The organism is Aliiglaciecola sp. (assembly GCF_039982535.1).
Taxonomy (GTDB): domain Bacteria; phylum Pseudomonadota; class Gammaproteobacteria; order Enterobacterales; family Alteromonadaceae; genus Aliiglaciecola.
This window is the reverse complement of record NZ_JBDWYG010000038.1, coordinates 99,660-120,169: the sequence shown is the minus strand read 5'-3', so window position 1 is coordinate 120,169 and position 20,510 is coordinate 99,660. Positions and strand designations below refer to the sequence as shown.

Sequence of the window (20,510 nt, the reverse complement as noted above, 5' to 3'; positions counted from 1 at the left end):
TGAATATAAACGCTGTTGATTTGAACACTAAAAATAGCCTTCAAATTCGCGCTAAATTTAACTGCAAACGACTTATAAATCCATGACTCAAGATATGCAAAGCTTCACCGTTATAGTACCTGCAGCAGGTGTCGGTAAGCGAATGAAAGCAGACCGCCCCAAACAATATTTAAAAATTGGCCATAAGACCGTGTTAGAACACACTGTTGAAAAGCTAATCTCGCACCCAAGAGTTTCGCATATTGTTATTGCCCTTGATCCTCAAGATCCTTACTTTGAATTATTGCCATTAAGTCAACAAAAATGGATTACCCGAGTAGCTGGAGGGGCGCAAAGAGCTGACTCTGTTTTAGCCGGCTTAGCTGCCGTCAAAGATGCGAGCTGGATAGCGGTCCATGACGCTGCTCGCCCCTGTGTAAGTCACAGTGATTTGGATCAGCTGTTTAGTTTATTTGATAACAATAACGGTGGCGGCATACTTGCCATGTCAGTGAAAGACACCATGAAACGAGCTCAACAAGAATCAACAAATTTGGTAGCAGAAACCGTTGATAGAGAAGGTCTATGGCATGCTCTAACACCTCAGTTTTTCCCTCACCTTCAGCTTAAAAAAGCACTCCAGGAGGCCCTAAGCCAAGGCGTTACCATTACTGACGAGGCATCTGCAATGGAATGGGCTGGATGGCCGGTGAATTTAGTTGAAGGTAGTGAGCGCAACATAAAGATTACCCGTCCCAATGACTTATCATTGGCGACCTTTTATTTATCTCAGGAAGAATAACAATGCGAATCGGTCATGGTTACGATGTACATAAGTTCGGTGGTGAAGGCCCGATAGTGATATGTGGTGAACACATAGAGTATGAACTAGGTTTAGTCGCCCATTCTGATGGCGACGTAGCATTGCATGCACTGTGTGATGCATTGTTAGGAGCCTGTGCCTTAGGTGATATTGGCAAACACTTCCCTGACACCGACTCAGCGTATGCTGGAGCTGATAGCCGAGAGTTGCTGAAACATGTATATGACTTGGTCTGCCAAAAAGGCTATCAATTAGCAAACTTAGATATGACCATTGTTGCCCAAGCGCCCAAAATGGCTCCCCATATTTCTGCCATGCGAGAAAATATCTGTAACGATTTGCAAGTGGATATGGAACAAGTGAATGTCAAAGCCACAACCACTGAAAAACTCGGTTTTGCCGGTCGAAAAGAAGGGATAGCCTGTCATGCTGTGGTATTACTTCAAGTTGCCAGTACATGATTGCACTAAGCACTGACCATTGGCTCCATCAACAAGTTGCGCCGACCTCATCGGGTACCATTAAATCAAGTTATGCAGATTTTGTGGTCAGAGAAGAGTTGGGATACGAACTTACCGGTGAAGGCGAGCATATTCATCTATGGGTACAAAAAGAGGGACTAAACACCGCTTTTGTAGCCGAGCAGTTAGCTAAATTTTGTCGACTTCCATTACGGGCGATTACCTACGCGGGACGTAAAGATAAACACGCTTTAACCCAACAATGGTTTGGTGTGCACGCCCCTGGCAAACAAACCTTCGAGTGGCAAAGTTTAGAATTAGACGGCTTAAGCATTCTTGAATCGAAACGGCACAACAAAAAACTTCGGGTAGGTGCCCTTAAGGGCAATCGTTTTGAATTGGTGGTGCGTGACATCACAGATACGTCGCAGTTACAGCAACGGCTGGAATATATTCAACAAAATGGCGTGCCAAATTATTTTGGTGCCCAGCGTTTTGGTGAATCTCGCCATCATCAACGAGGTGGAAATTTATTACTCGCCCAAAGTATGTTAAACGGTGAAACCATTCGCAATCGTAATAAACGCTCCATGGCAATTTCCGCGTTACGGTCTTGGTTATTCAATGAATTTATTCATCAACGATTGCAACAACAAAACTACGCAACGCCACTTCCCGGCGAAGCCTGCATTTTAACCGGCAGTAATAGTTATTTTATTGCTCCACAAATCGATTCCGAGACTCGATTACGCTTAGCAAAAAATGATATTGTATTATCAGCGCCAATGTGGGGAACCGGTGAGTTAGCCACAGAAGCCCAAGTTAGAGAGTTTGAGCAACAAGTCGCAAAACAACAAACAAGTGTGTGTCAATTACTTGAGTCCTTAGGCTTAAAACAGGAGCGCCGAGGAATTTGTTTGAAACCACAAAATTTAAAGTGGCAAATAGGTTCTGATACGCTAAATATAGAATTTTCGTTGCCTGCGGGATGCTTTGCAACGTCAGTATTAAGAGAATTAATTAATGCAAATACTGCTGAGCAATGATGACGGTTTTTTTGCCGAAGGTTTAGAAACCCTGTACGCCCATTTAAGTGAACTTTATGATGTAACTGTTATTGCCCCAGAGGAAAATTGCAGTGCATTTAGTAATGCTTTATCTATTCGTAAACCCTTGCGTATAGAAAAACAGAATAACGGATTTTACGCCGTCAATGGCACCCCGTCAGACTGTGTTCATTTAGGGATAAACCAATTTCTCGATGATGACCCAACATTAGTCGTATCTGGGATCAACCACGGCCCGAATTTAGGTGACGATGTTATTTACTCAGGTACAGTTGCTGCGGCAACAGAAGGACGTTTCATGGGATTACCGGCCATTGCAGTATCCTTGGCCAGTCACGAGGGCAAACACTTTGAAACTGCGGCTAAAGTCGTGGTGGAAATTCTTCAACGATTACATAAACATCCGCTGCCAGCAGATCAAATTCTCAATATTAATGTTCCAGATGTTCCTTACCAAGATTTGCAAGGCATAGAAGTTACTCGCCAAGGTCGTCGCCATAGAGCTGAAAGCATGGTAAAAGATAAAGACCCACAAGGACAGGATGTATATTGGTATGGCGCAATTGGCCAAGAACAAGACGCCGGTCCAGGAACCGATTTTTACGCAGTGGCACAAAACCGTTGTTCCGTGACACCCTTGAGTGTCGACATGACGGCTTACAATAGTCTAAATGACATGAAAGAATGGTTAGATATAGAAATTACATAACAATAAGATGAAGTACAAGGAATCACATGAAACGCGCCACTAGAAAAGGGCAATCTTTAGCTCAACTGATACATGCTGAAGGTATACAGGAACAGCGAGTGTTGCAGGCTGTCGCCGCAACCCCTCGAGAATTGTTTCTGCCAGATGTATTGCATCATAAAGCCTATGAAAACACGGCATTACCTATTGGCCAAGGGCAAACTATTTCACAACCCTATATTGTCGCTAAAATGACAGAGCTGTTGCTCAATTCAGATGCGCCAAACCATTCAGTATTAGAAATTGGCACAGGTTCAGGTTATCAAACTGCTATTTTAGCGCAATTATTCGATAACGTTTTTAGTGTTGAACGTATCAAAGCTCTGCAGTTCCAAGCCAAACGCAGAATGAACCAGTTGGATTTGCATAACGTATCCATGAAACATGGTGATGGTTGGAAAGGTTGGGCAAATAAAGGTCCATTCGACGGTATTATTGTCACAGCGGCAGCTAGTCATATGCCATCCGACCTTTATCAACAACTTAATGACGGGGGTATGTTAGTCATTCCCGTGGGAACCGATGATCAAAAACTACATGTGGTGGTGCGGAACAAAGACGAATTTAATACCACAATAGTAGAAGCCGTACGTTTTGTGCCCTTGGTGGCTGGCGATATTATTTAGAGGCTTTCAATTACAGGAAGTAAAAAGTGAAACCAATTAAAAGAAACACCAAACAATTTGCCGGTTTAGGTCTCAGAGGAGCTTTAATGGGCGCTGCGGATGCTATTCCCGGCGTATCAGGCGGTACTATCGCGTTTATGACTGGCATCTATGAGGAACTTATCTATTCCCTCAAGCAATGCGGGCCTGAGGCATTAAGCGTGCTGTTCAAAAAAGGGATTCTAGCCGCATGGCAACATATTAATGGGGCCTTTCTAGCCTGCGTGTTTGCCGGCATTCTAGTTAGCGTTATCAGTGTTTCACATCTGGTTGTATTTTTACTCGACACTTACCCTAGTTTACTATGGTCTTTTTTCTTTGGTTTGATATTAGCTGCAGTTTGGTCGGTGGTTCGACATATCGACAAGTGGCGTCCTAGTATAATAGTGGCTTTTCTTCTAGGAGCGATAACCGCTTTTTATATCACAACAATCACCCCTACTCATGTTGAAGCCACAAATATCATGGTGTTTGTATCAGGCATGATCGCAATATGTGCGATGATTCTTCCGGGGATATCTGGAAGTTTTATTCTACTATTAATGGGCATGTATATGCCGATACTTACCGCCGTAAAGTCATTTCAGATTGCCACTTTAGCCTTGTTTGCTGGCGGCTGTGTAGTTGGCTTGCTATCATTTTCACGAGTATTACATTGGATGTTCGAGAAACATAAAACCATGACATTAGCGTTACTTGGTGGTTTTATGCTAGGTTCATTAAATAAAGTATGGCCTTGGAAGCTGGTTGTAGAAAGCATCGTTAATCGTCATGGAAAAGTCATTCCTTTGGTAGAAAATAATGTATTACCCGCCACCTACGAAGCGGCCAGTGGATTATCGGCCCAATTACTTCCAGCCATCACCTTGATGCTTGTTGGTGCTGCGATGGTGTATCTTTTAGAAAAATTAGGCACTACACCGGATTAAATCAGATGCAAAAGCTGACGGGATTATGGGTTAACAAACTAAGACACACATTATTCTCGATGCTAGGTTTTATATTGCCGATAGCATTAACAACCGTATTTGTGTCTGCCTGTACCAGTCGTTCTACGCCCGCCCCAGTCATCGAACTCTATCAAGGTAAAGACTACCACGACTTTCAAAAAGACGGATTTAAAGGAAACAAGTACGTCGTGCAAAAAGGCGATACGTTATTTTCCATTGCCTGGTTTTCGGGCAACGATTATCGAGATATTGCCACTCTTAACAAAATCAAGAAACCCTACGCCATATATCCGGGTCAAGAATTAGTCTTAAAATCAACACCTCGTCAAGGGTCTAAAAGGATAAATAACCCTCCTGGTCAGACCAGAAAAGCAAAAACAAACAGGACAGTTGACCCGCCGCAAAAGCAAGCGTATGGTGAAAGTAACAAAGATGTTAACAAGCCTTACAAGCGGTCAGAAACCATTGAATTTCCTACTAGAATAGAGAAATGGATATGGCCAGCAAAGGGGCAATTAGCAACGAAATTTTCTCTTTCTGAGCAGGGAAGTCGAGGTATTGAAATCAGGGGTTCTAAAGGCGACAAAGTAGTTGCCGCCGCTGATGGCAAGGTTGTATACACGGGTAATGCTTTGAGAGGTTATGGTCAGTTGATCATAATTAAGCACTCTGAATCGTTTTTGAGTGCTTATGCGCACAACGATACTGTGATTGTAAAAGAACAGCAGTGGGTTGCAGCGGGGCAAAAAATAGCCTCGATGGGTAGTACGGGTACCGACAAAATTAAGCTTCGTTTTGAAGTTAGGTACAGGGGTAAATCTGTTGACCCTTTAAAGTACTTACCTAGCAAATAATAACAATAAATAATAATTAGAAAGACCTATAGGAGATAAGTGGACTAAATAGAATCTTTTAGGAGAATTATATGGGTGACAAAAATACCATCGTTGTAAATTTGGCTGAGCCGGTTATAAACGAAAAAGAAGTCGACTCTGAGTTAGCAAAAATTGAAGCCGATGATGAGAAAGATCCCATGGAAGAAATACTTGCAGGCCAAGAAGAAATTCAAAAAAACTTGGATGCTACGCAGTTGTATTTAGGTGAAATAGGATTTTCACCTCTGTTGTCAGCAGAAGAAGAAGTATATTTTGCAAGACGCGCTTTAAAGGGTGACGAAGCCTCACGCAAACGTATGATTGTGAGTAACTTGCGTTTAGTGGTCAAAATAGCAAGACGTTATAACAATCGTGGATTGGCTTTATTAGACCTAATAGAGGAAGGCAATCTAGGGTTAATTCGAGCTGTAGAAAAGTTCGACCCTGAACGTGGATTTCGCTTCTCAACATACGCAACTTGGTGGATAAGACAAACCATCGAAAGAGCGATAATGAATCAAACCCGTACCATTCGGTTACCAATTCATGTGGTTAAAGAATTGAATGTGTATCTTAGGGCATCAAGAGAACTCGCCCAAAAACTAGATCATGAGCCTACCGCAGAAGAGATCGCAGGTTCCCTCGACAGACCCGTTGAAGACGTAACAAAAATGCTACGATTAAACGAAAGAATCACATCTGTCGACACTCCCATTGGAAATGATAATGATAAAGCTCTGTTGGATATCATTGCGGACGAAAAGGGTTATGGTCCAGAAGAAGATCTACAAGATAAAGATATTAAATGTAGCATCGTCCGTTGGTTGGAAGAACTCAACCCGAAACAGCGAGAAGTTTTAGCTCGACGCTTTGGATTGATGGGTTATGAACCTTCCACCCTTGAAGATGTTGGCTCTGAAATTGGCCTAACAAGGGAAAGAGTTAGACAAATTCAAGTAGAAGCCTTGCGGCGTTTACGAGATATGCTAGGTCATCAAGGGTTAAATTTAGAAGCACTATTTAATAAAGAAGATTAACCCCTTAAACGAATGTAAAAAGACGTCATAATTGACGTCTTTTTTGTTTTTATAAGAGCTAAATAGCGTTCTGACTAATAGGTAAATTGGTAATTATGAGGACTTATTCGTTGCCAACAATTGTTCCGAAACTCTGGCGGTGATTTCATCAAGGGGTTGTGAGATATCAACTAAATACCCATAACTGGGCAATTCAAACGTGGTTAACTGTGAGTCTAACAAATTGGAATCAAAAAAATGTCCGCTTCTGGCATTGAGTCGCTTAAGAAGTAATTCTCGAGAACCACTTAACACTATCCATTTTATCTCTCCACGACACCTCGACTTTAAGGTTTGACGATAGGACTCTTTCAAAGCTGAGCATGCCAGTACAGCGCCGCCTTTTGCTTCCCAATTAGCCAAATTTAATGACAAGGTTTCTAGCCAAGGTTGGCGATCTTGATCATTAAGGGGTTTTCCATTTTTCATCTTCTGCAGATTCGTTTGCGGATGAAAATCATCAGCATCGAAAAAAGGTAACTCTAAAGCCTTTGCTAATTGACTACCTATGGTTGTCTTCCCTGAACCGGAAACTCCACATACAATCAGTATCACTGCTTCTCCAAAATTAACTAATCGGGACACGAACATCGTAGTAGGAAATGATAGTTGAGAGTACCGTCTCTAAGTTTAAAACTGTTACGCTTAGGGTAATTGAGTGGTCAACCCATATTCGCTCTGAACGAATTATAGTGGGTGTCTAATCATGCTAAACAATCACCTTGGTTAAGTACCGCCTCGACTAATTTACCTGTAGGGAAAAAGGCAGCAACAACACCTTTTCTTTGCTGCCTACCTCTCAATTACTTTTTCATGCTCAATTTATAGGGCCGCTAATACCGCATCGTAATCAGGTTCATCTGCGGTTTCAGCCACTTGTTGGGTAAACACAACCGTGCCATCCGTGTCGATAACCACTACAGCTCTAGACAGTAATCCCGCTAGTGGGCCAGTTTTGAATGTAACTCCATAGTCTTCGCCAAAAGATCCACGAAAGCTCGAACCGTTGATTACATTATCTATTCCCTCTGCACCACAAAATCTAGCAGCGGCGAAAGGAAGATCCTTTGAAACACAAATAACGTTGGTATTTTCCAGGTCTGCAGCTTTTTCATTAAACTTGCGAACCGAAGTAGCACAAGTAGCCGTATCAACCGAAGGGAAAATATTCAGTATAAGTCTAGTTCCCGCATAATCAGATAAGGTTGCGGGTGATAAATCGACTTTAACTAGGTTGAAGTCCGGAGCTTTGCTCCCTACTGCTGGTAATTCACCGACAGTTTCAAAAGAATTACCTTGTAATGTAACAGTTGCCATTTAACACTCCATTTATTGAGGATTTATTTCATATTAGACTACAGTATAGTGTTCAAATGATCCAAAGGATCACTAATGTGAAATGGAAGTCTATCTTTTAAGGTCTAGTGATGTAGCCAACGAAATTACGGTTAATAAGTTACCACTAATTTTAACTTCTCAGAGGCATTACTCATTGGTTTCACACAAGCAAGGACAACTATGTCATCTAATTTACGTTTAATTTTATCTGCCCTGATTTCTTTTGTATTTTACTTTGCTTGGACCTACTGGGCTAACAATATGGTGTCCGAAGACTCCGCTTTGGTGCTGCGTTCCGCTTTAGTGCAAGGTACGCTTAGTGCAACTATCACCTTACTGTTTACCTTTGCATTGGAAAAATCAGTGAAAAAATTTGGTCAAAGTAGTTTTTCACTTGTATTTGTGGTGCCCATCATTTGCACCGTGCACTCTAAAACAAAGCAAAACATCGCCATTTTTAAAACCTTCAACGCAGCATTAAATTTGTCTGCTCAAAAAGCCAGTGGTGCCGCTGTACCAGGTACACTATTGGCACCGCTTCTGCCGCTACTGGTTCAAGCAAGTATCGCGATAACAGTAAATTGGTTGAACCAAACCCCTAACCTTTGGTTGACCGTGGCACCTAGTATATTTTTTACCGGTGTTTATGGTTACATCTATACCTTCACATTGCTCAAAGAAAGAGAAGCCAGCGTATAAATGTAACCTTCAGACAGGCGGAACGGGTGGTCTAAGAATAGTTGAACCACCTCTAAACCTATCGTAAGGTAGTGGGATGAATACAATAAATCCCACTAAAGTTGCACTTTTAGACTTAGCTCAAGAGATATTGCAAACCAAGTCATTTTCCAGTGTTTCTTTCCAAACACTGGCTTTGGGCATTGGAATTAAAAAAGGCAGTGTTTACTATCACTTCAAAACTAAGGAAGAGCTAGGCGAGGCCATCATCGAGCGTTTAACCTCAATGTTGCAGCAGAACTTAGTGGATATTCAAAATGAACCCTCAGAAACTCAACTAACGATTTATCTAAATTGGTATGAAAAACATATTGAAGCTGCACAAAAGCTGTGCCCTGCAGCAAGCTTCGCGGCCACTTGGGATGCTGTTCCCGCACGTACAAAGTTAAAAGTACAAGAATTGTATGACTTACATCACAAAGCATTGCTGGGAATAATCCAAAATGGCAGAGACTCTGGAGAGTTTGCAGTCACAAATAAATCACCTAAAGAACTGGCTATAATCGTCTTTGCACTATTGCAGGGTGGATTAGTCTCTTCACGAGTATCACAAGCTAAAGATGAGTTTGCAGCTTGTAAAGCTGCAGCCTTACAGATGGTTAAAACTGGCTAGCCGCCGCATCAATATCACTGCTAACTTAATCAAAAAATTCTGTTTAAAGACAAGGTTTATAGTAAGGGTTTTGTGACAACGCAATGGCATCTTCAACCAATAAACTGGCTGCGTCTTGTTCACCTAAATGACTAAGATTATCTAGCCAACTACGAAATAAACGCTGATCAAATAACGCTAAATTTGTCGCTTTACGAAAAAGGGCTGCCGAATTCTCAAAATTTTGAGTACGTCTAATCTCAAGTTCATTCAAAGCCAGATCATTCCCTTCTAGGTCATAAATCACCTCTTGATATGCCATACCGATATTTTGCGTCAAATTGGTTTTGCCTTGCTGCTCCATTGTTTCACCTAAGGATAGACAGATCTGTAAATACTCTACATCTTGTTTTGGTTTTTCCGTACATAACTTAGATATAATATTAAAAAAGCTTGGCTGGGCCGCCGCGGCACCAAAAGCCGACAGGGCATTTTGAGTGAAGTTTTCGTTGGGACGACCTTGTAAACTGTCGACGTACAATCGTATATAATCAGCAAAACTTTCTTCAAAAAGCGGCGATGTATTTACTTGGCGAAGGGCATTTTTCACTAACTCTGTAGCATTTCTACTGGCATAAAAATTGGCTATAGCAAACCAAATTACGCCATTATCCCCGCCGGCCGAAATGGCCTGCTCAACGAGTTGCTGATTGCAACCTTCATGACTGTTTACTTCAGTACATAGACCTAAAAGTTGTTCTAAGGCTAATGGATTACCGGGAAAGGTTTGATTAAAGGATAATAACTTATCTAACCGCGTGTCTTGCTCTGATACATCAGAGAAAAATGCATAGGCTAACTGCTTATCCACAGACGTTGAGCTGGCAAAGGTAGCGAAGATTTCTGAATTAGTCAGTCCTGCATAGTCGGTAACTTGCTGCAAGTCACATTCTACAATGTAGTCTTGTTTAACCCAAGGCTCTGCATCTGTTGCGTCTAGGTCATTATTAAAAATTGGGTCGGGAACTACAGTTGAAGGTGAGGATTGCGAGTATTTTGCAGTTGGAGTTTCAAGGGTTTTCGACTGCTTAAACTCCAGTCGTTTTGTAACTTCATCAAATGTTGAGAAATAAATCAAAAACACACACGAAATGACCCCACTTAGCAGTAAGGTCATTGTGATAAACTTGTTCATCTAATGAAAACGGTATTTAAACCGCGGTTAGGCGCGACTTGTGAATTTTTGCTCAGCCGTGTTGATTTTAATTTTCTCACCTGAGGCAATATATTCTGGTACCTGAACCACAAGGCCAGTTGAAAGGGTTGCAGGCTTAGTTCTCGCACTGGCCGATGCCCCTTTAATCGAAGGATCGGTTTCGGTGATAACAAGCTCAACAGAAGGTGGTAATTCAATACCTACGGGTTTACCGTCAACAATTAATATCTGTAAACCTTCGGTTTCTTCGGTAAAAAACAGTAGCTCATCTGCAATAGTATCTTTGTCTAATGAAAACGGCGTGTAATCTTCATTATCCATAAACACGTATTCGGTCCCATCTACGTATGAAAACATCACTTTTCGACGGAAAAACTCGGCAGTATTGATGATTTCATCGGCTTTAAAACTTTCATCGGCCTTTGCCCCAGTAGAAACCTCATACAAACGCATGCGATACAAACTGGCACCGGCGCGGCCACTGGGTGTGAGTTTGTTGATATCTTTTACTAGGTAAACTTTACCATTATGTTCAATTGCTGCGTTCTTTTTTACTTCACTAGCTTTTGGCATTGTTTTGCTCAACTTAAAAATTGCTTACTAATAAAGTACCACGAAGCGCAAAAACACAGAAGCAATTAGCGCGCTAAAATGCATTTTTTGATACTAATTAAGAGGTAAATAAATATCGGTAATCATTTCTGCCTCTGTCAGTTGCTCACCAAAGCTGACACGCTCGAAAAACAAAGGAAACTTAGCCGGAATATTTTCTGTGGCCTCAAGCCAATGGTTGAACAGATAAGTTACTTTATCGGATAATAAATGTTCAGCCCCAATGTATCTAATATAGGCGCATCGGCCACTGGGAATGGTGTCAAAATGCATATTTTCAGGCAGAGAATATTCCTGCGTATTCACTTCTACACCTAAGCCTAAACGATATTGAGCCTCGTCAGTCACCCTAGGATCATCATACATAAAATTAAAAGTACGACTGGTGTTTGGCGAAAGCTTATTTGCTTTACGCCAAGCAATAAAGTTTTGGATACTAGATGGCAAGGCACGAGGTGGGCCTTGATGGGTTAGTATCGCCACGTGAAGTTCACTGAAATCAACAATCTCCACGTCACTGAGGTTAAGGTTTAAATGCATTTAGCCGACTCATTAACTTTCTGAACGCTTCAAGGTAAGAAATTGATAGTTATATTTATTCTTTTCGTCAGGACCATGAGATTCAGTTTCAATCAGCTCCCATTTAGCGGCTTTTGTATAATCGGGGAAGTAGGTATCGCCTTCGACGTCTAAGTCTATTTCCGTTAAATACAAACGATGACATAAAGGTAAAAAGTGATTGTAGATTGTACCGCCGCCAATCACCATGAGCTCTTCAACCTCACCTGCGGCAGTTACGGCATCTTCACAACTGGGCACAACAGTGGCATCCCTGAGTGTGTATTCGGGATCTCGACTAATAACGATATTTAATCTACCGGGAAGGGCTTTACCAATAGACTCATAGGTTTTCCTTCCCATTACAACAGGTTTACCTAGTGTAGTGCGTTTGAAGTGACCTAAATCTGCTGGAAGATGCCACGGCATGCTGTTATCCGCCCCAATTACCCGATTTTTTGCCATGGCGGCGATCATTGATATCAACATATAAACTTACAGCCTTTAAACAGTAAAAATTTTAGAAAATAAATTATCCAGTTATCTTTGAAAATGCATAAGGCGAACACGCGTTTGCATTAAACCCCATACTAACACTTTTACCTATCAAAATGTGTCGTGTAATAGTTACAGAAGCCCTGAAAATATTCACTACTTATACTTAAAATAAATACTTCCATTGAGCTAAAGCCTTTGTTTTATAAGCTTTTCTGTTATTGGTTCGTTTTTTGCTACTTCACCATTTTAGATTGGTTCTACACCAATCAGATAAAATTAATCATTTTTAAAACCAAGTTAAGGAAGTACCTATGAAACTCACTAAACTCTTGATTACAAATTTAATGGCCTTGAGCCTTTTTAGCGGAATAGTCCATGCCGAAGCGGTTAGTTCATCAAGTGTAATGGAAACTCAATCAACTCAATATAATAAACAACAAATTATTTCGATGTTTGATAAACAAGAGGTACAAAATAAACTGGTGGATTTAGGGGTAACTCAAGAAGATGCTTTAGCCAGAATTAATGCCATGACAGATAGTGAGATCAATCAACTTAATAGCCAACTCAATGAAGCCCCAGCAGGCGGTGTAGTTGGCACCATAGTGACGGTGCTAGTGGTTGTTGCCGTGTTAGACGTTTTGGGGATTACTGATGTGTATCCTTTTATTCGTCCCATTAACAGCTAACTAAAACACTAGGCAATGAAAAATATTCGTCGGGTAGCGCAGTGGTTGTTAATAGTAGGTTGCTTCTGGCTAGCAGGCTGTCAATCCACGCCACAAGCGAACGCATTAAAAACGTCCGCACCAACGGATATTCCCCGTCAGAAGAATCTAGATGGGGTTCCTTTTTATGCGCAACAAGAGTTTTACTGTGGGCCAACCACCTTGTCTGAGATCTTTACCTACTACGGCAAACCTGTCTCTTCCGAGCAAATTGCCCCTAAGTTATTCATTCCTGAAAGGCAAGGCAGTTTGCAGTTGGAGATGGTTTCAGCTACTCGGCAATATGGTTTTCTCGCATACACTGGGAAGGGAACCTTAGAGCAACTGTTTTATTCAATTGAACACGATGTTCCGGTTATCGTTTTCCAAAACCAGTCCATTGCTTGGTTGCCTATGTGGCACTATGCAGTGGTTACTGGATATGATCTCGACAAACAGGTGATCCAGCTTCACACCGGCTTAACAGAAAGCCACACTATGTCGTTTGAACTCTTCGAACGCCTTTGGCAAAGGGGAAATTACTGGTATTTAATGCCCCTTCCCCCAGGATTGACCCATCAAGATTTAGACGAGTTTAAATATACCAGTGGCGCATTTGATCTATTACAAACAGGGCAAATTGACGCTGGATTAACGAATCTAATCGCAGCCACACAGCAATGGCCAAATCAGTGGCTTGCTTACTTTTTGATTGCCAATCATTTTGCCGAATCAGATAACGAGCAGGCTAATCGATGGTTTTCTAAAGGATGGCAGCAGGGAAAATACCAAACCGCCTACCTAAACAATTATGCATACTCCCTGTCAAAACAAGGTTGTGGTCAACAAAGTAAGCAACTATTAGAGTATGCCTTAGACAAATTTCCAGACGCGGAACTGTTGAAACGCAGCTACGTAGAGCTTACTGCTCATAAAACAAAGTCAACAGAAACAAAAACGCCTGAAACTCGTTCAGGCGTTCAATGTCAATTACCAAGCTTAGTAGATTAAAAAACGCTACTCTCGGGTGTAAACCACTTCCACATCGTAATCATCATCGTCGTCGTCATCAAAATCATCATCATCTTCAATGTGATCATCTTGTTGCGTCTGGCTATGATATGCATCCCATTTAAAATCGACTTCTTCTTGAGACTCTTCCAAGGCATCCATTTCATTTGGTAATGTATCTAAATAATTCATCACCGCACGACAAAGTTCATCAGTGTTTTTCTTCTGGAAAGCCGAGATTTGGAAACTTGGTCCATCCCATTCTAGGGCTTCTATGATGTTGTCACAGATCTCTTTTGCTTCTTCTTCAAGTAACAAATCGATCTTGTTAAACACTAACCAGCGAGGTTTAGCGGCTAATTTAGGGCTGTATTTGTCTAGCTCGGCGATAATCGCTTTCGCATTTTCCACCGGATCAGACTGATCGGCAGGCATTAAATCGATCATATGTAACAATACCCGACAACGCTCTAAGTGTTTCAAGAAGCGAATACCTAATCCAGCACCATCGGCGGCGCCTTCGATTAAACCAGGTATGTCGGCAATCACGAAGCTACGTTGAGAATCTTGTCTTACCACGCCTAAATTAGGTACTAGTGTAGTAAATGGATAGTCAGCCACTTTCGGTTTTGCAGAAGATACAGAACGAATAAAGGTGGATTTACCGGCATTGGGCAAACCTAATAAACCAACATCAGCAAGCAACATTAACTCTAGGCTCAACCAACGGATCTCACCTGGAGAGCCATTAGACTTCTGTCTTGGCGCTCGGTTAGTACTACTTTTGAATCGCGCATTACCAAGGCCGTGAAAACCACCTTGAGCCACTTTTAAACGCATACCATGCTTAGTGAGATCACCTAAGGCTTCACCTGTATCTTTATCTGTTGCTCGGGTACCGACAGGAACTTTAAGCTCTAAATCTTCACCTGCGCGACCTGTACAATCACTACCTTGACCGTTTTTACCCCGTTCAGCACGATGGAAACGTTCAAAGCGAAAGTCGATCAAGGTGTTAAGATTTTCATCTGCTACCAGATAAACGCTGCCGCCATCACCGCCATCACCTCCATCGGGTCCTCCCCTAGGAACGTATTTTTCGCGGCGAAAACCGATAACGCCATTGCCGCCGTCTCCAGCTTCAACACGTATTTCAGCTTCATCTACAAATTTCATCTCACACCTCAATTAAGCATTCATAGGCCAAGTAATATATTACTCCGCCTCTACTTTTTTCTCTAGCAATAAAAAGCCCCGCAAGAGCGGGGCTTTTTTGATTTATGTGTTAGCTCGTCTTACTCAGCAACGATGCTTACATATTTACGGTTCTTAGGACCTTTAACACCAAATTCCACTTTGCCATCAGACAATGCGAAAAGAGTGTGGTCTTTGCCGATACCCATGTTATCTCCAGGGTGGAAACGTGTTCCACGCTGACGAACAATGATATTACCAGCTAATACAGACTCGCCACCGAAACGCTTAACGCCTAAACGTTTACTTTCTGAGTCACGACCGTTATTAGTACTACCACCCGCCTTTTTATGTGCCATTAGTTCGTACTCCTATTAAGCGTTTATGCCAGTGATTTTCACTTCCGTGAACCACTGACGATGACCTTGGGTCTTACGAGAATGCTTACGACGACGGAATTTGACAATTTTAATTTTGTCACCACGGCCATGAGAAACTACTTCAGCAGTTACTTTGCCGCCATCAACATAAGGCATACCAATTTTTACATCATCACCATTACTAACCATCAAGACATTATCGAACTCAACCGCTTCACCCGGTGCAACTTCGATCTTCTCAAGACGAACGGTTTGGCCTTCGGCCACACGGTGTTGTTTACCACCACTTTGGAAAACCGCGTACATATTTAACTCCGCTCTGCGCCCACGGCGCTACAATTCAAAAACAGGGCGCGAATTGTACGTGAACTGAACTATCGTAGCAAGCCCAATTCTTAATTATTTTGGTAAAAGATCAGCTTTTTCTGTGAACAGCCATAATATTCGCTTACTTGACTAGATAGATCTGTGTATTTATGTAGAATTGCACGCATATTAACAGACCATAAAAAATGAGCCAATTGACTTACAATGGACTTAAATAACATACACCAACTTGCTGATCCTGATATGCAAGCTGTTAACGCCTTAATCCAGTCTCAAGTGAATTCAGATGTGGCCCTGATCAATCAGTTAGGATTCTACATTGTAAATAGTGGCGGTAAAAGGATACGCCCCCTAATAACCGTTCTTGCTGCCCGTGCCGTAGGCATTGAAAGCCAGCAACATCATACTTTGGCGGCGATTATTGAATTTATACATACCGCAACGTTATTGCATGACGATGTAGTAGATGAATCAACAATGCGACGGGGAAAAGAGACAGCCAACGCTGTTTTTGGCAACCAAGCCAGTGTTTTAGTGGGTGACTTTTTGTATACCCGCTCATTCCAAATGATGGTCGACTTAAAGCGCATGCGAGTAATGGAAATTCTTTCTTCGGCTACCAACGTGATCGCTGAGGGTGAAGTTATGCAATTGATGAATTGCAACGATCCCGAAACCTCAGAAGAAAACTATATGGAGGTCATCTACAGCAAAACGGCACGCTTGTTTGAAGCGGCGACTCTTTTAGCTGCAGTGATCACCGATCAAACTCCCGAGATCGAAAAAGCCATGCAAGATTATGGACGTTACTTGGGGACAGCGTTCCAGTTGGTGGATGATATTCTTGATTATGCCGCCGATAGCGAGGAAATGGGTAAAAATATTGGTGATGATTTGGCGGAAGGCAAACCAACCCTACCTTTGCTTTACGCTATGTGGAACGGTAATGAGCAACAATCTGCCCTTATTAAAGAAGCCATTGAATTAAACAACGGCATGGAAAGTTTGGATCAGATTTTAGCCGCAATGGAACAAACCGGTTCATTGGTCTACACCAAAAACAAAGCACTACAAGCTTCAAAACAAGCTATTGAAGCCTTAGCTCCCTTGCCTGATTCAGACTACAAGCAAGCCCTTATTGGCTTAGCCCAAATATCAGTAGAACGCGCCGCTTAAACAGCGGCGATTTTTTATTGCCAAAAGCGACTAATTCAATCCCATCTCGCGGGTCATATTTTCATTACGATCGCGGTGCACAATTATATTGTCTTCAATACGAATACCACCGTAAGGTCTAAATCCGTCAATTACATCCCAATTTAAGTATTTAGACTGCTCAGTGGCTCGCAAATCTGCCAATAAACTATCAATGAAATATAATCCTGGTTCGATGGTGAACACTTGTCTTGATTCAATTATACGAGTGGTACGTAAAAACGGGTGATCTTCTGGCGGCGGATTCGGCGTCCCCCGATCATCGGCAACATGCCCTGCCACATCATGTACCTGCAAACCTAAAAAGTGGCCAATACCATGGGGGAAGAAGGTTTTTGTTATGCCATTTTCCACAATATCCTGTGCAGACAAGTTAACAATATTAAAGTGACTCAGCAGCTCAGCAATATACTTATGTGCAGCTAAATGCACCTCGGTATAAGCCACTCCAGGCTTCAATAAATCAACCAATTTGAGGGTTACTTCATCCATGGCAGCCACTAACTCAGCAAAACGATCATCTTGCTGACTATAGGTGCGAGTAATATCAGCAGCATAACCGTGGAAACTTGCCCCAGCATCGATTAAAAATGAGCGAGATTTAGTCGGCGCTGCTGTGTCTTGTTCCATATAATGCAATATCGCAGCATTTTCATTAAGTGCCACTATATTGTTATAAGGTACTTGATTATCACTTTGTTTCACCGCCTTTAAATAGGCTTGGTTAATATTAAACTCTGACATACCACTGCGAAATGCCTGTTCAGCCGCCAAATGTCCCTTAACAGCCAATTGGTTTGCTTCGCGCATACATAGCAACTCATAATCGGTTTTATAGGCTCGGTAGTAATGCAAATAATGTAACACTCTATCTGGGTTTACCATCTCAAAGCCCAGAGCTGTGGCAACCTCTAGGTATTCCCCAATGTAGGCATAGTTTTTCTTATCGTAGGGAAGATGTTTCTCCACAGCATCCGCTTGAGTCAATAACACAATATCGAATTCAGTCGCCCAAAAATCAGAGGGCTCTGGCGGGACTTTGTGCCAGAAGTCTTTAGGTCGATAGAAAATTAACTTTGGTTTATCAACGCCATTTACCACCAACCAACAATTAGGATTATCAATTATCGGTAACCAAGATTTAAATTGAGGATTGACGTGAAATGGGTAGTGATTATCATCCAAAAACATTCGTTTGCTTTGGCCAGAGTGAATTATCAAGCCATCAATGCCCTCACGCAATAAGGCTTCTTTAGTGCGCTTTTGCATTTCGATTATGTGACTAGGATATAAATCAGAAAGTGTTTGCATAGTAATTATATGACTTCATTTGGATTAACTAGAATAACGCTAGATTAACATATCCCAATGGGAACTGGTCAATAACGGCGGTGAAACTTAGGTACTTGGATGTAAATCAATCTCCCCATTTACAAGGTTTCTCCCCCCAATTGCATATTAGCGAGTTGATAAAAAAGAGGGGATTCTTTACCCAGTTGCATGGCATATATTTGCTGATAGGCTAAAACCGCTTTAACGTAATTGCGGGTTTCTTTATAGGGGATAGTTTCTATCCAAACATCCATTGGCACACTATGATCTTTGGGGATCCATTTTTGAACTCGTCGCCAACCGGCGTTGTATGATGCTGTCGCCAGTACCGGATTGTTATCCATTTTATCCATTAAATAACGTAAGTACTGAGTGCCATATCCGGCGTTAATATTTGGGTCAAAAAGTACATTAGTTTTAATCTGTTTTTTCGCCAGATAACGAGCTGTACCTGGTAATAGTTGCATCAAGCCTTTGGCACCGGCACTAGAATTAGCATCAGACATAAACGAGCTTTCTCTGCGGGCAACGGCGAATGCCCAAGCAGGGTCCACTTGATTAGCTTCCGATTGATTCACTAACTCTTCACGATAAGCCATCGGAAAACGTCGTTTAATGTCGTCTAGATAGCCGGTGTTAGAAAATCCGTATATGGCGCGATCATGCCAGCCCCAACTATCTGCCAGAACTGCTGATACCAGCTTTTGCTGTTGATCAAGTTGCGACTGTAGATGAAACCACTCTCGCCTAGCCGAAGTGAATCGCTGCAATTGCAGAAATTCGTAAGCCCGTTTTGCGGCATCCATATTGGCAACTGTGTTTAGGGTCTGTTTATCAAAATCCAGCGGACGATCAATAATTTGTGGGGTTTTGGCTAGCTTACCACTGGCTAAAAATCCGTAGTAATGACGCTGTTTTGCTAACCACTGGTAATTTTGATTGGCATTATCGAAGGCTTCCATTTTTTCCAACGCACGGGCTTGCCAATATCTAGCGCTTAATTCAGAGCGGTTTTTTTCTGGCATCTGCTCAATGACTTCTAATGCATGTTGCCAATTTCCACTTTTTAATACATGGGCAAGGTGCCAACGAAATAGTTGCTCTTCTGCATTTTCATGACTCGCTTTTTCTAACCACTCATCGGCTTTTTCATGCTCGGCAACAGCTAACGCCACCGCAAATTTACCAGCAAGTTTATACTGGCGAATTTGATCAACATCGAACTTACTTAAAACTGATTGCCACGTTTTAATCGCTAACTCTTCTTCACGCCATATTAAGCGTCCTAAACCGTACTGAATAATATCCAATTCTAATTGGGGATTTTTGTTGGGGAATTTAGACAAGTGACTAACGTAATTAGGAGAACGGCGCACCCGTAACCATAAATCAGCTAAATATTGTTTTTCAGCAGGTAATAGGGTTTTAAGGTAGGGAATAAGCGTGTGGCTACCACCATTTCCAGCCAGCGCTAAACGTTTCAGCACCTTATCTTCTGTTCTAAACCCTGCTTTTGTCCAAGCATCAAACACAGTGTCACATTCATTTGGCTGAGACTTACCTACCACCCAAAGTTGAGAGGCTTTTGCAAACACACTTTCATGGTTCTTTGGATCTTGCAGTTGATAGGTTAAATATTGACAGGTTAGTTCAACATTGGAAGTCGGTCGAAAATACGCCATGTACAAATCTGCATAGTTTTTCTTTTTTAAATAAGTTAACCACACATAACGAAGAGAACGGCCCAATGGCGAGCCTTCATGCTCGGCTAAGAACGCCTTAATTTTTTCTTGGTTGGCAAGGTATGGGTGAGCCTTAAGCGTCTTTTGCTCAATATAAGGCTCTAACGGATATCCTTTCAGTTGCTCTCGTAAACGGCCATATTCTGGTGAATTTGGCTTGGCAACCATGTTTTCCAACGCTTTAAACACATTTCTTTGATGAGCTAAAGCATCTTCAGTGGCGGTCTCTTGGGATTGCGCTAATAAGGAACTGCTGAAACAACAAAATATTGTCAGCACAACAAAAGCGTTCCGGAAAAAGTAGTTCATAACGGCTGTCATATCCCCGAATGATAAAATATCTGAACAAAGTATCCACTCACTTCTTTTGTTCAAAAAATATTAATACATAAATAAATTGAATAAT

General features: G+C 41.8%; 24 protein-coding genes. 13 read left to right on the top strand and 11 right to left on the bottom strand.

Features of this window, described 5'->3' with window-relative positions; genetic code table 11:
* Positions 1–82 precede the first annotated feature (82 nt).
* The 8 genes from ispD (at position 83) to rpoS (ending at position 6,605) form a co-directional block, all read left to right on the top strand.
* Complete coding sequence (gene ispD / locus ABJV04_RS09705) at positions 83–781, top strand: 2-C-methyl-D-erythritol 4-phosphate cytidylyltransferase (RefSeq protein WP_348491326.1); 699 nt, start codon at positions 83–85, stop codon at positions 779–781.
* Positions 782–783: 2 nt separating this feature from the next.
* Positions 784–1,263 carry a 2-C-methyl-D-erythritol 2,4-cyclodiphosphate synthase gene (gene ispF / locus ABJV04_RS09700; protein WP_348491325.1) on the top strand — a complete coding sequence of 160 codons (480 nt, stop codon included), beginning with the start codon at positions 784–786 and terminating at the stop codon, positions 1,261–1,263.
* The gene (gene truD, locus ABJV04_RS09695; protein WP_348491324.1) at positions 1,260–2,309 is read left to right on the top strand and encodes a tRNA pseudouridine(13) synthase TruD; all 1,050 of its coding nucleotides are present in this window, start codon (positions 1,260–1,262) and stop codon (positions 2,307–2,309) included. The genes ispF and truD overlap by 4 nt, the downstream gene beginning before the upstream one ends.
* Positions 2,287–3,039, top strand: a complete 753-nt coding sequence (gene surE, locus ABJV04_RS09690; protein WP_348491323.1) for a 5'/3'-nucleotidase SurE — start codon at positions 2,287–2,289, stop codon at positions 3,037–3,039. The genes truD and surE overlap by 23 nt, the downstream gene beginning before the upstream one ends.
* A gap of 26 nt (positions 3,040–3,065) precedes the next feature.
* Positions 3,066–3,704, top strand: coding sequence for a protein-L-isoaspartate(D-aspartate) O-methyltransferase (locus ABJV04_RS09685; protein ID WP_348491322.1), 639 nt, complete (start codon positions 3,066–3,068; stop codon positions 3,702–3,704).
* A 26-nt stretch (positions 3,705–3,730) separates the two neighbouring features.
* Positions 3,731–4,672 (top strand): DUF368 domain-containing protein, encoded by a 942-nt coding sequence (locus ABJV04_RS09680; RefSeq protein ID WP_348491321.1) that lies wholly within the window; start codon positions 3,731–3,733, stop codon positions 4,670–4,672.
* A 5-nt stretch (positions 4,673–4,677) separates the two neighbouring features.
* A complete protein-coding gene (locus tag ABJV04_RS09675) occupies positions 4,678–5,547 on the top strand; it encodes a peptidoglycan DD-metalloendopeptidase family protein (RefSeq protein ID WP_348491320.1) in 870 nt (289 codons plus the stop codon).
* A 71-nt stretch (positions 5,548–5,618) separates the two neighbouring features.
* Positions 5,619–6,605 carry an RNA polymerase sigma factor RpoS gene (rpoS, locus tag ABJV04_RS09670; RefSeq protein WP_348491319.1) on the top strand — a complete coding sequence of 329 codons (987 nt, stop codon included), beginning with the start codon at positions 5,619–5,621 and terminating at the stop codon, positions 6,603–6,605.
* 93 nt (positions 6,606–6,698) lie between these two features.
* Here rpoS and ABJV04_RS09665 read toward each other — a convergent pair whose 3' ends face one another.
* Positions 6,699–7,199: a gluconokinase gene (locus ABJV04_RS09665; RefSeq protein ID WP_348491318.1), complete on the bottom strand. Its 501-nt coding sequence runs from the start codon at positions 7,197–7,199 to the stop codon at positions 6,699–6,701.
* A gap of 267 nt (positions 7,200–7,466) precedes the next feature.
* Positions 7,467–7,961 (bottom strand): thiol peroxidase, encoded by a 495-nt coding sequence (gene tpx, locus ABJV04_RS09660; protein ID WP_348491317.1) that lies wholly within the window; start codon positions 7,959–7,961, stop codon positions 7,467–7,469.
* A gap of 201 nt (positions 7,962–8,162) precedes the next feature.
* On the opposite strand from tpx, the gene ABJV04_RS09655 reads away from it, so the two are divergent.
* A complete protein-coding gene (locus ABJV04_RS09655; RefSeq protein WP_348491316.1) occupies positions 8,163–8,681 on the top strand; it encodes a hypothetical protein in 519 nt (172 codons plus the stop codon).
* Between the two features lie 76 nt (positions 8,682–8,757).
* Positions 8,758–9,333: a TetR/AcrR family transcriptional regulator gene (locus ABJV04_RS09650; protein ID WP_348491315.1), complete on the top strand. Its 576-nt coding sequence runs from the start codon at positions 8,758–8,760 to the stop codon at positions 9,331–9,333.
* A gap of 43 nt (positions 9,334–9,376) precedes the next feature.
* On the opposite strand, the gene ABJV04_RS09645 is transcribed toward ABJV04_RS09650, so the two are convergent.
* The 4 genes from ABJV04_RS09645 to folA all read right to left on the bottom strand — a co-directional run bounded on the left by ABJV04_RS09645 (position 9,377) and on the right by folA (position 12,187).
* A complete protein-coding gene (locus ABJV04_RS09645) occupies positions 9,377–10,456 on the bottom strand; it encodes a hypothetical protein (protein WP_348491314.1) in 1,080 nt (359 codons plus the stop codon).
* A 78-nt stretch (positions 10,457–10,534) separates the two neighbouring features.
* Complete coding sequence (yeiP, locus tag ABJV04_RS09640) at positions 10,535–11,101, bottom strand: elongation factor P-like protein YeiP (RefSeq protein WP_348491313.1); 567 nt, start codon at positions 11,099–11,101, stop codon at positions 10,535–10,537.
* Between the two features lie 93 nt (positions 11,102–11,194).
* Positions 11,195–11,680 carry a GyrI-like domain-containing protein gene (locus ABJV04_RS09635; protein WP_348491312.1) on the bottom strand — a complete coding sequence of 162 codons (486 nt, stop codon included), beginning with the start codon at positions 11,678–11,680 and terminating at the stop codon, positions 11,195–11,197.
* Between the two features lie 12 nt (positions 11,681–11,692).
* Positions 11,693–12,187 carry a type 3 dihydrofolate reductase gene (folA, locus tag ABJV04_RS09630; RefSeq protein ID WP_348491311.1) on the bottom strand — a complete coding sequence of 165 codons (495 nt, stop codon included), beginning with the start codon at positions 12,185–12,187 and terminating at the stop codon, positions 11,693–11,695.
* A gap of 320 nt (positions 12,188–12,507) precedes the next feature.
* Here folA and ABJV04_RS09625 point away from each other — a divergent pair, with 320 nt between their 5' ends.
* Together ABJV04_RS09625 and ABJV04_RS09620 are read left to right on the top strand one after the other, a co-directional pair.
* Complete coding sequence (locus tag ABJV04_RS09625) at positions 12,508–12,885, top strand: PA2779 family protein (RefSeq protein ID WP_348491310.1); 378 nt, start codon at positions 12,508–12,510, stop codon at positions 12,883–12,885.
* Between the two features lie 15 nt (positions 12,886–12,900).
* On the top strand, positions 12,901–13,914 hold the full coding sequence (locus tag ABJV04_RS09620) for a PA2778 family cysteine peptidase (RefSeq protein ID WP_348491309.1): 1,014 nt from the start codon (positions 12,901–12,903) through the stop codon (positions 13,912–13,914).
* A gap of 6 nt (positions 13,915–13,920) precedes the next feature.
* On the opposite strand, the gene cgtA is transcribed toward ABJV04_RS09620, so the two are convergent.
* From cgtA to rplU, 3 genes are all read right to left on the bottom strand, one after another.
* Positions 13,921–15,090: an Obg family GTPase CgtA gene (cgtA, locus tag ABJV04_RS09615; protein WP_348491308.1), complete on the bottom strand. Its 1,170-nt coding sequence runs from the start codon at positions 15,088–15,090 to the stop codon at positions 13,921–13,923.
* Positions 15,091–15,209: 119 nt separating this feature from the next.
* On the bottom strand, positions 15,210–15,467 hold the full coding sequence (gene rpmA / locus ABJV04_RS09610; RefSeq protein ID WP_216049065.1) for a 50S ribosomal protein L27: 258 nt from the start codon (positions 15,465–15,467) through the stop codon (positions 15,210–15,212).
* A 15-nt stretch (positions 15,468–15,482) separates the two neighbouring features.
* Positions 15,483–15,794, bottom strand: coding sequence for a 50S ribosomal protein L21 (gene rplU / locus ABJV04_RS09605; protein ID WP_216049066.1), 312 nt, complete (start codon positions 15,792–15,794; stop codon positions 15,483–15,485).
* A 225-nt stretch (positions 15,795–16,019) separates the two neighbouring features.
* Here rplU and ispB point away from each other — a divergent pair, with 225 nt between their 5' ends.
* The gene (gene ispB / locus ABJV04_RS09600; RefSeq protein WP_348491307.1) at positions 16,020–16,991 is read left to right on the top strand and encodes an octaprenyl diphosphate synthase; all 972 of its coding nucleotides are present in this window, start codon (positions 16,020–16,022) and stop codon (positions 16,989–16,991) included.
* Positions 16,992–17,021: 30 nt separating this feature from the next.
* Here the strand turns inward: ispB and pepQ are convergent, their stop codons facing one another.
* Positions 17,022–18,341 (bottom strand): Xaa-Pro dipeptidase, encoded by a 1,320-nt coding sequence (pepQ, locus tag ABJV04_RS09595; RefSeq protein ID WP_348491306.1) that lies wholly within the window; start codon positions 18,339–18,341, stop codon positions 17,022–17,024.
* A 119-nt stretch (positions 18,342–18,460) separates the two neighbouring features.
* Positions 18,461–20,383 (bottom strand): transglycosylase SLT domain-containing protein, encoded by a 1,923-nt coding sequence (locus ABJV04_RS09590; protein ID WP_348491305.1) that lies wholly within the window; start codon positions 20,381–20,383, stop codon positions 18,461–18,463.
* Between the last annotated feature and the right edge of the window lie 127 nt (positions 20,384–20,510).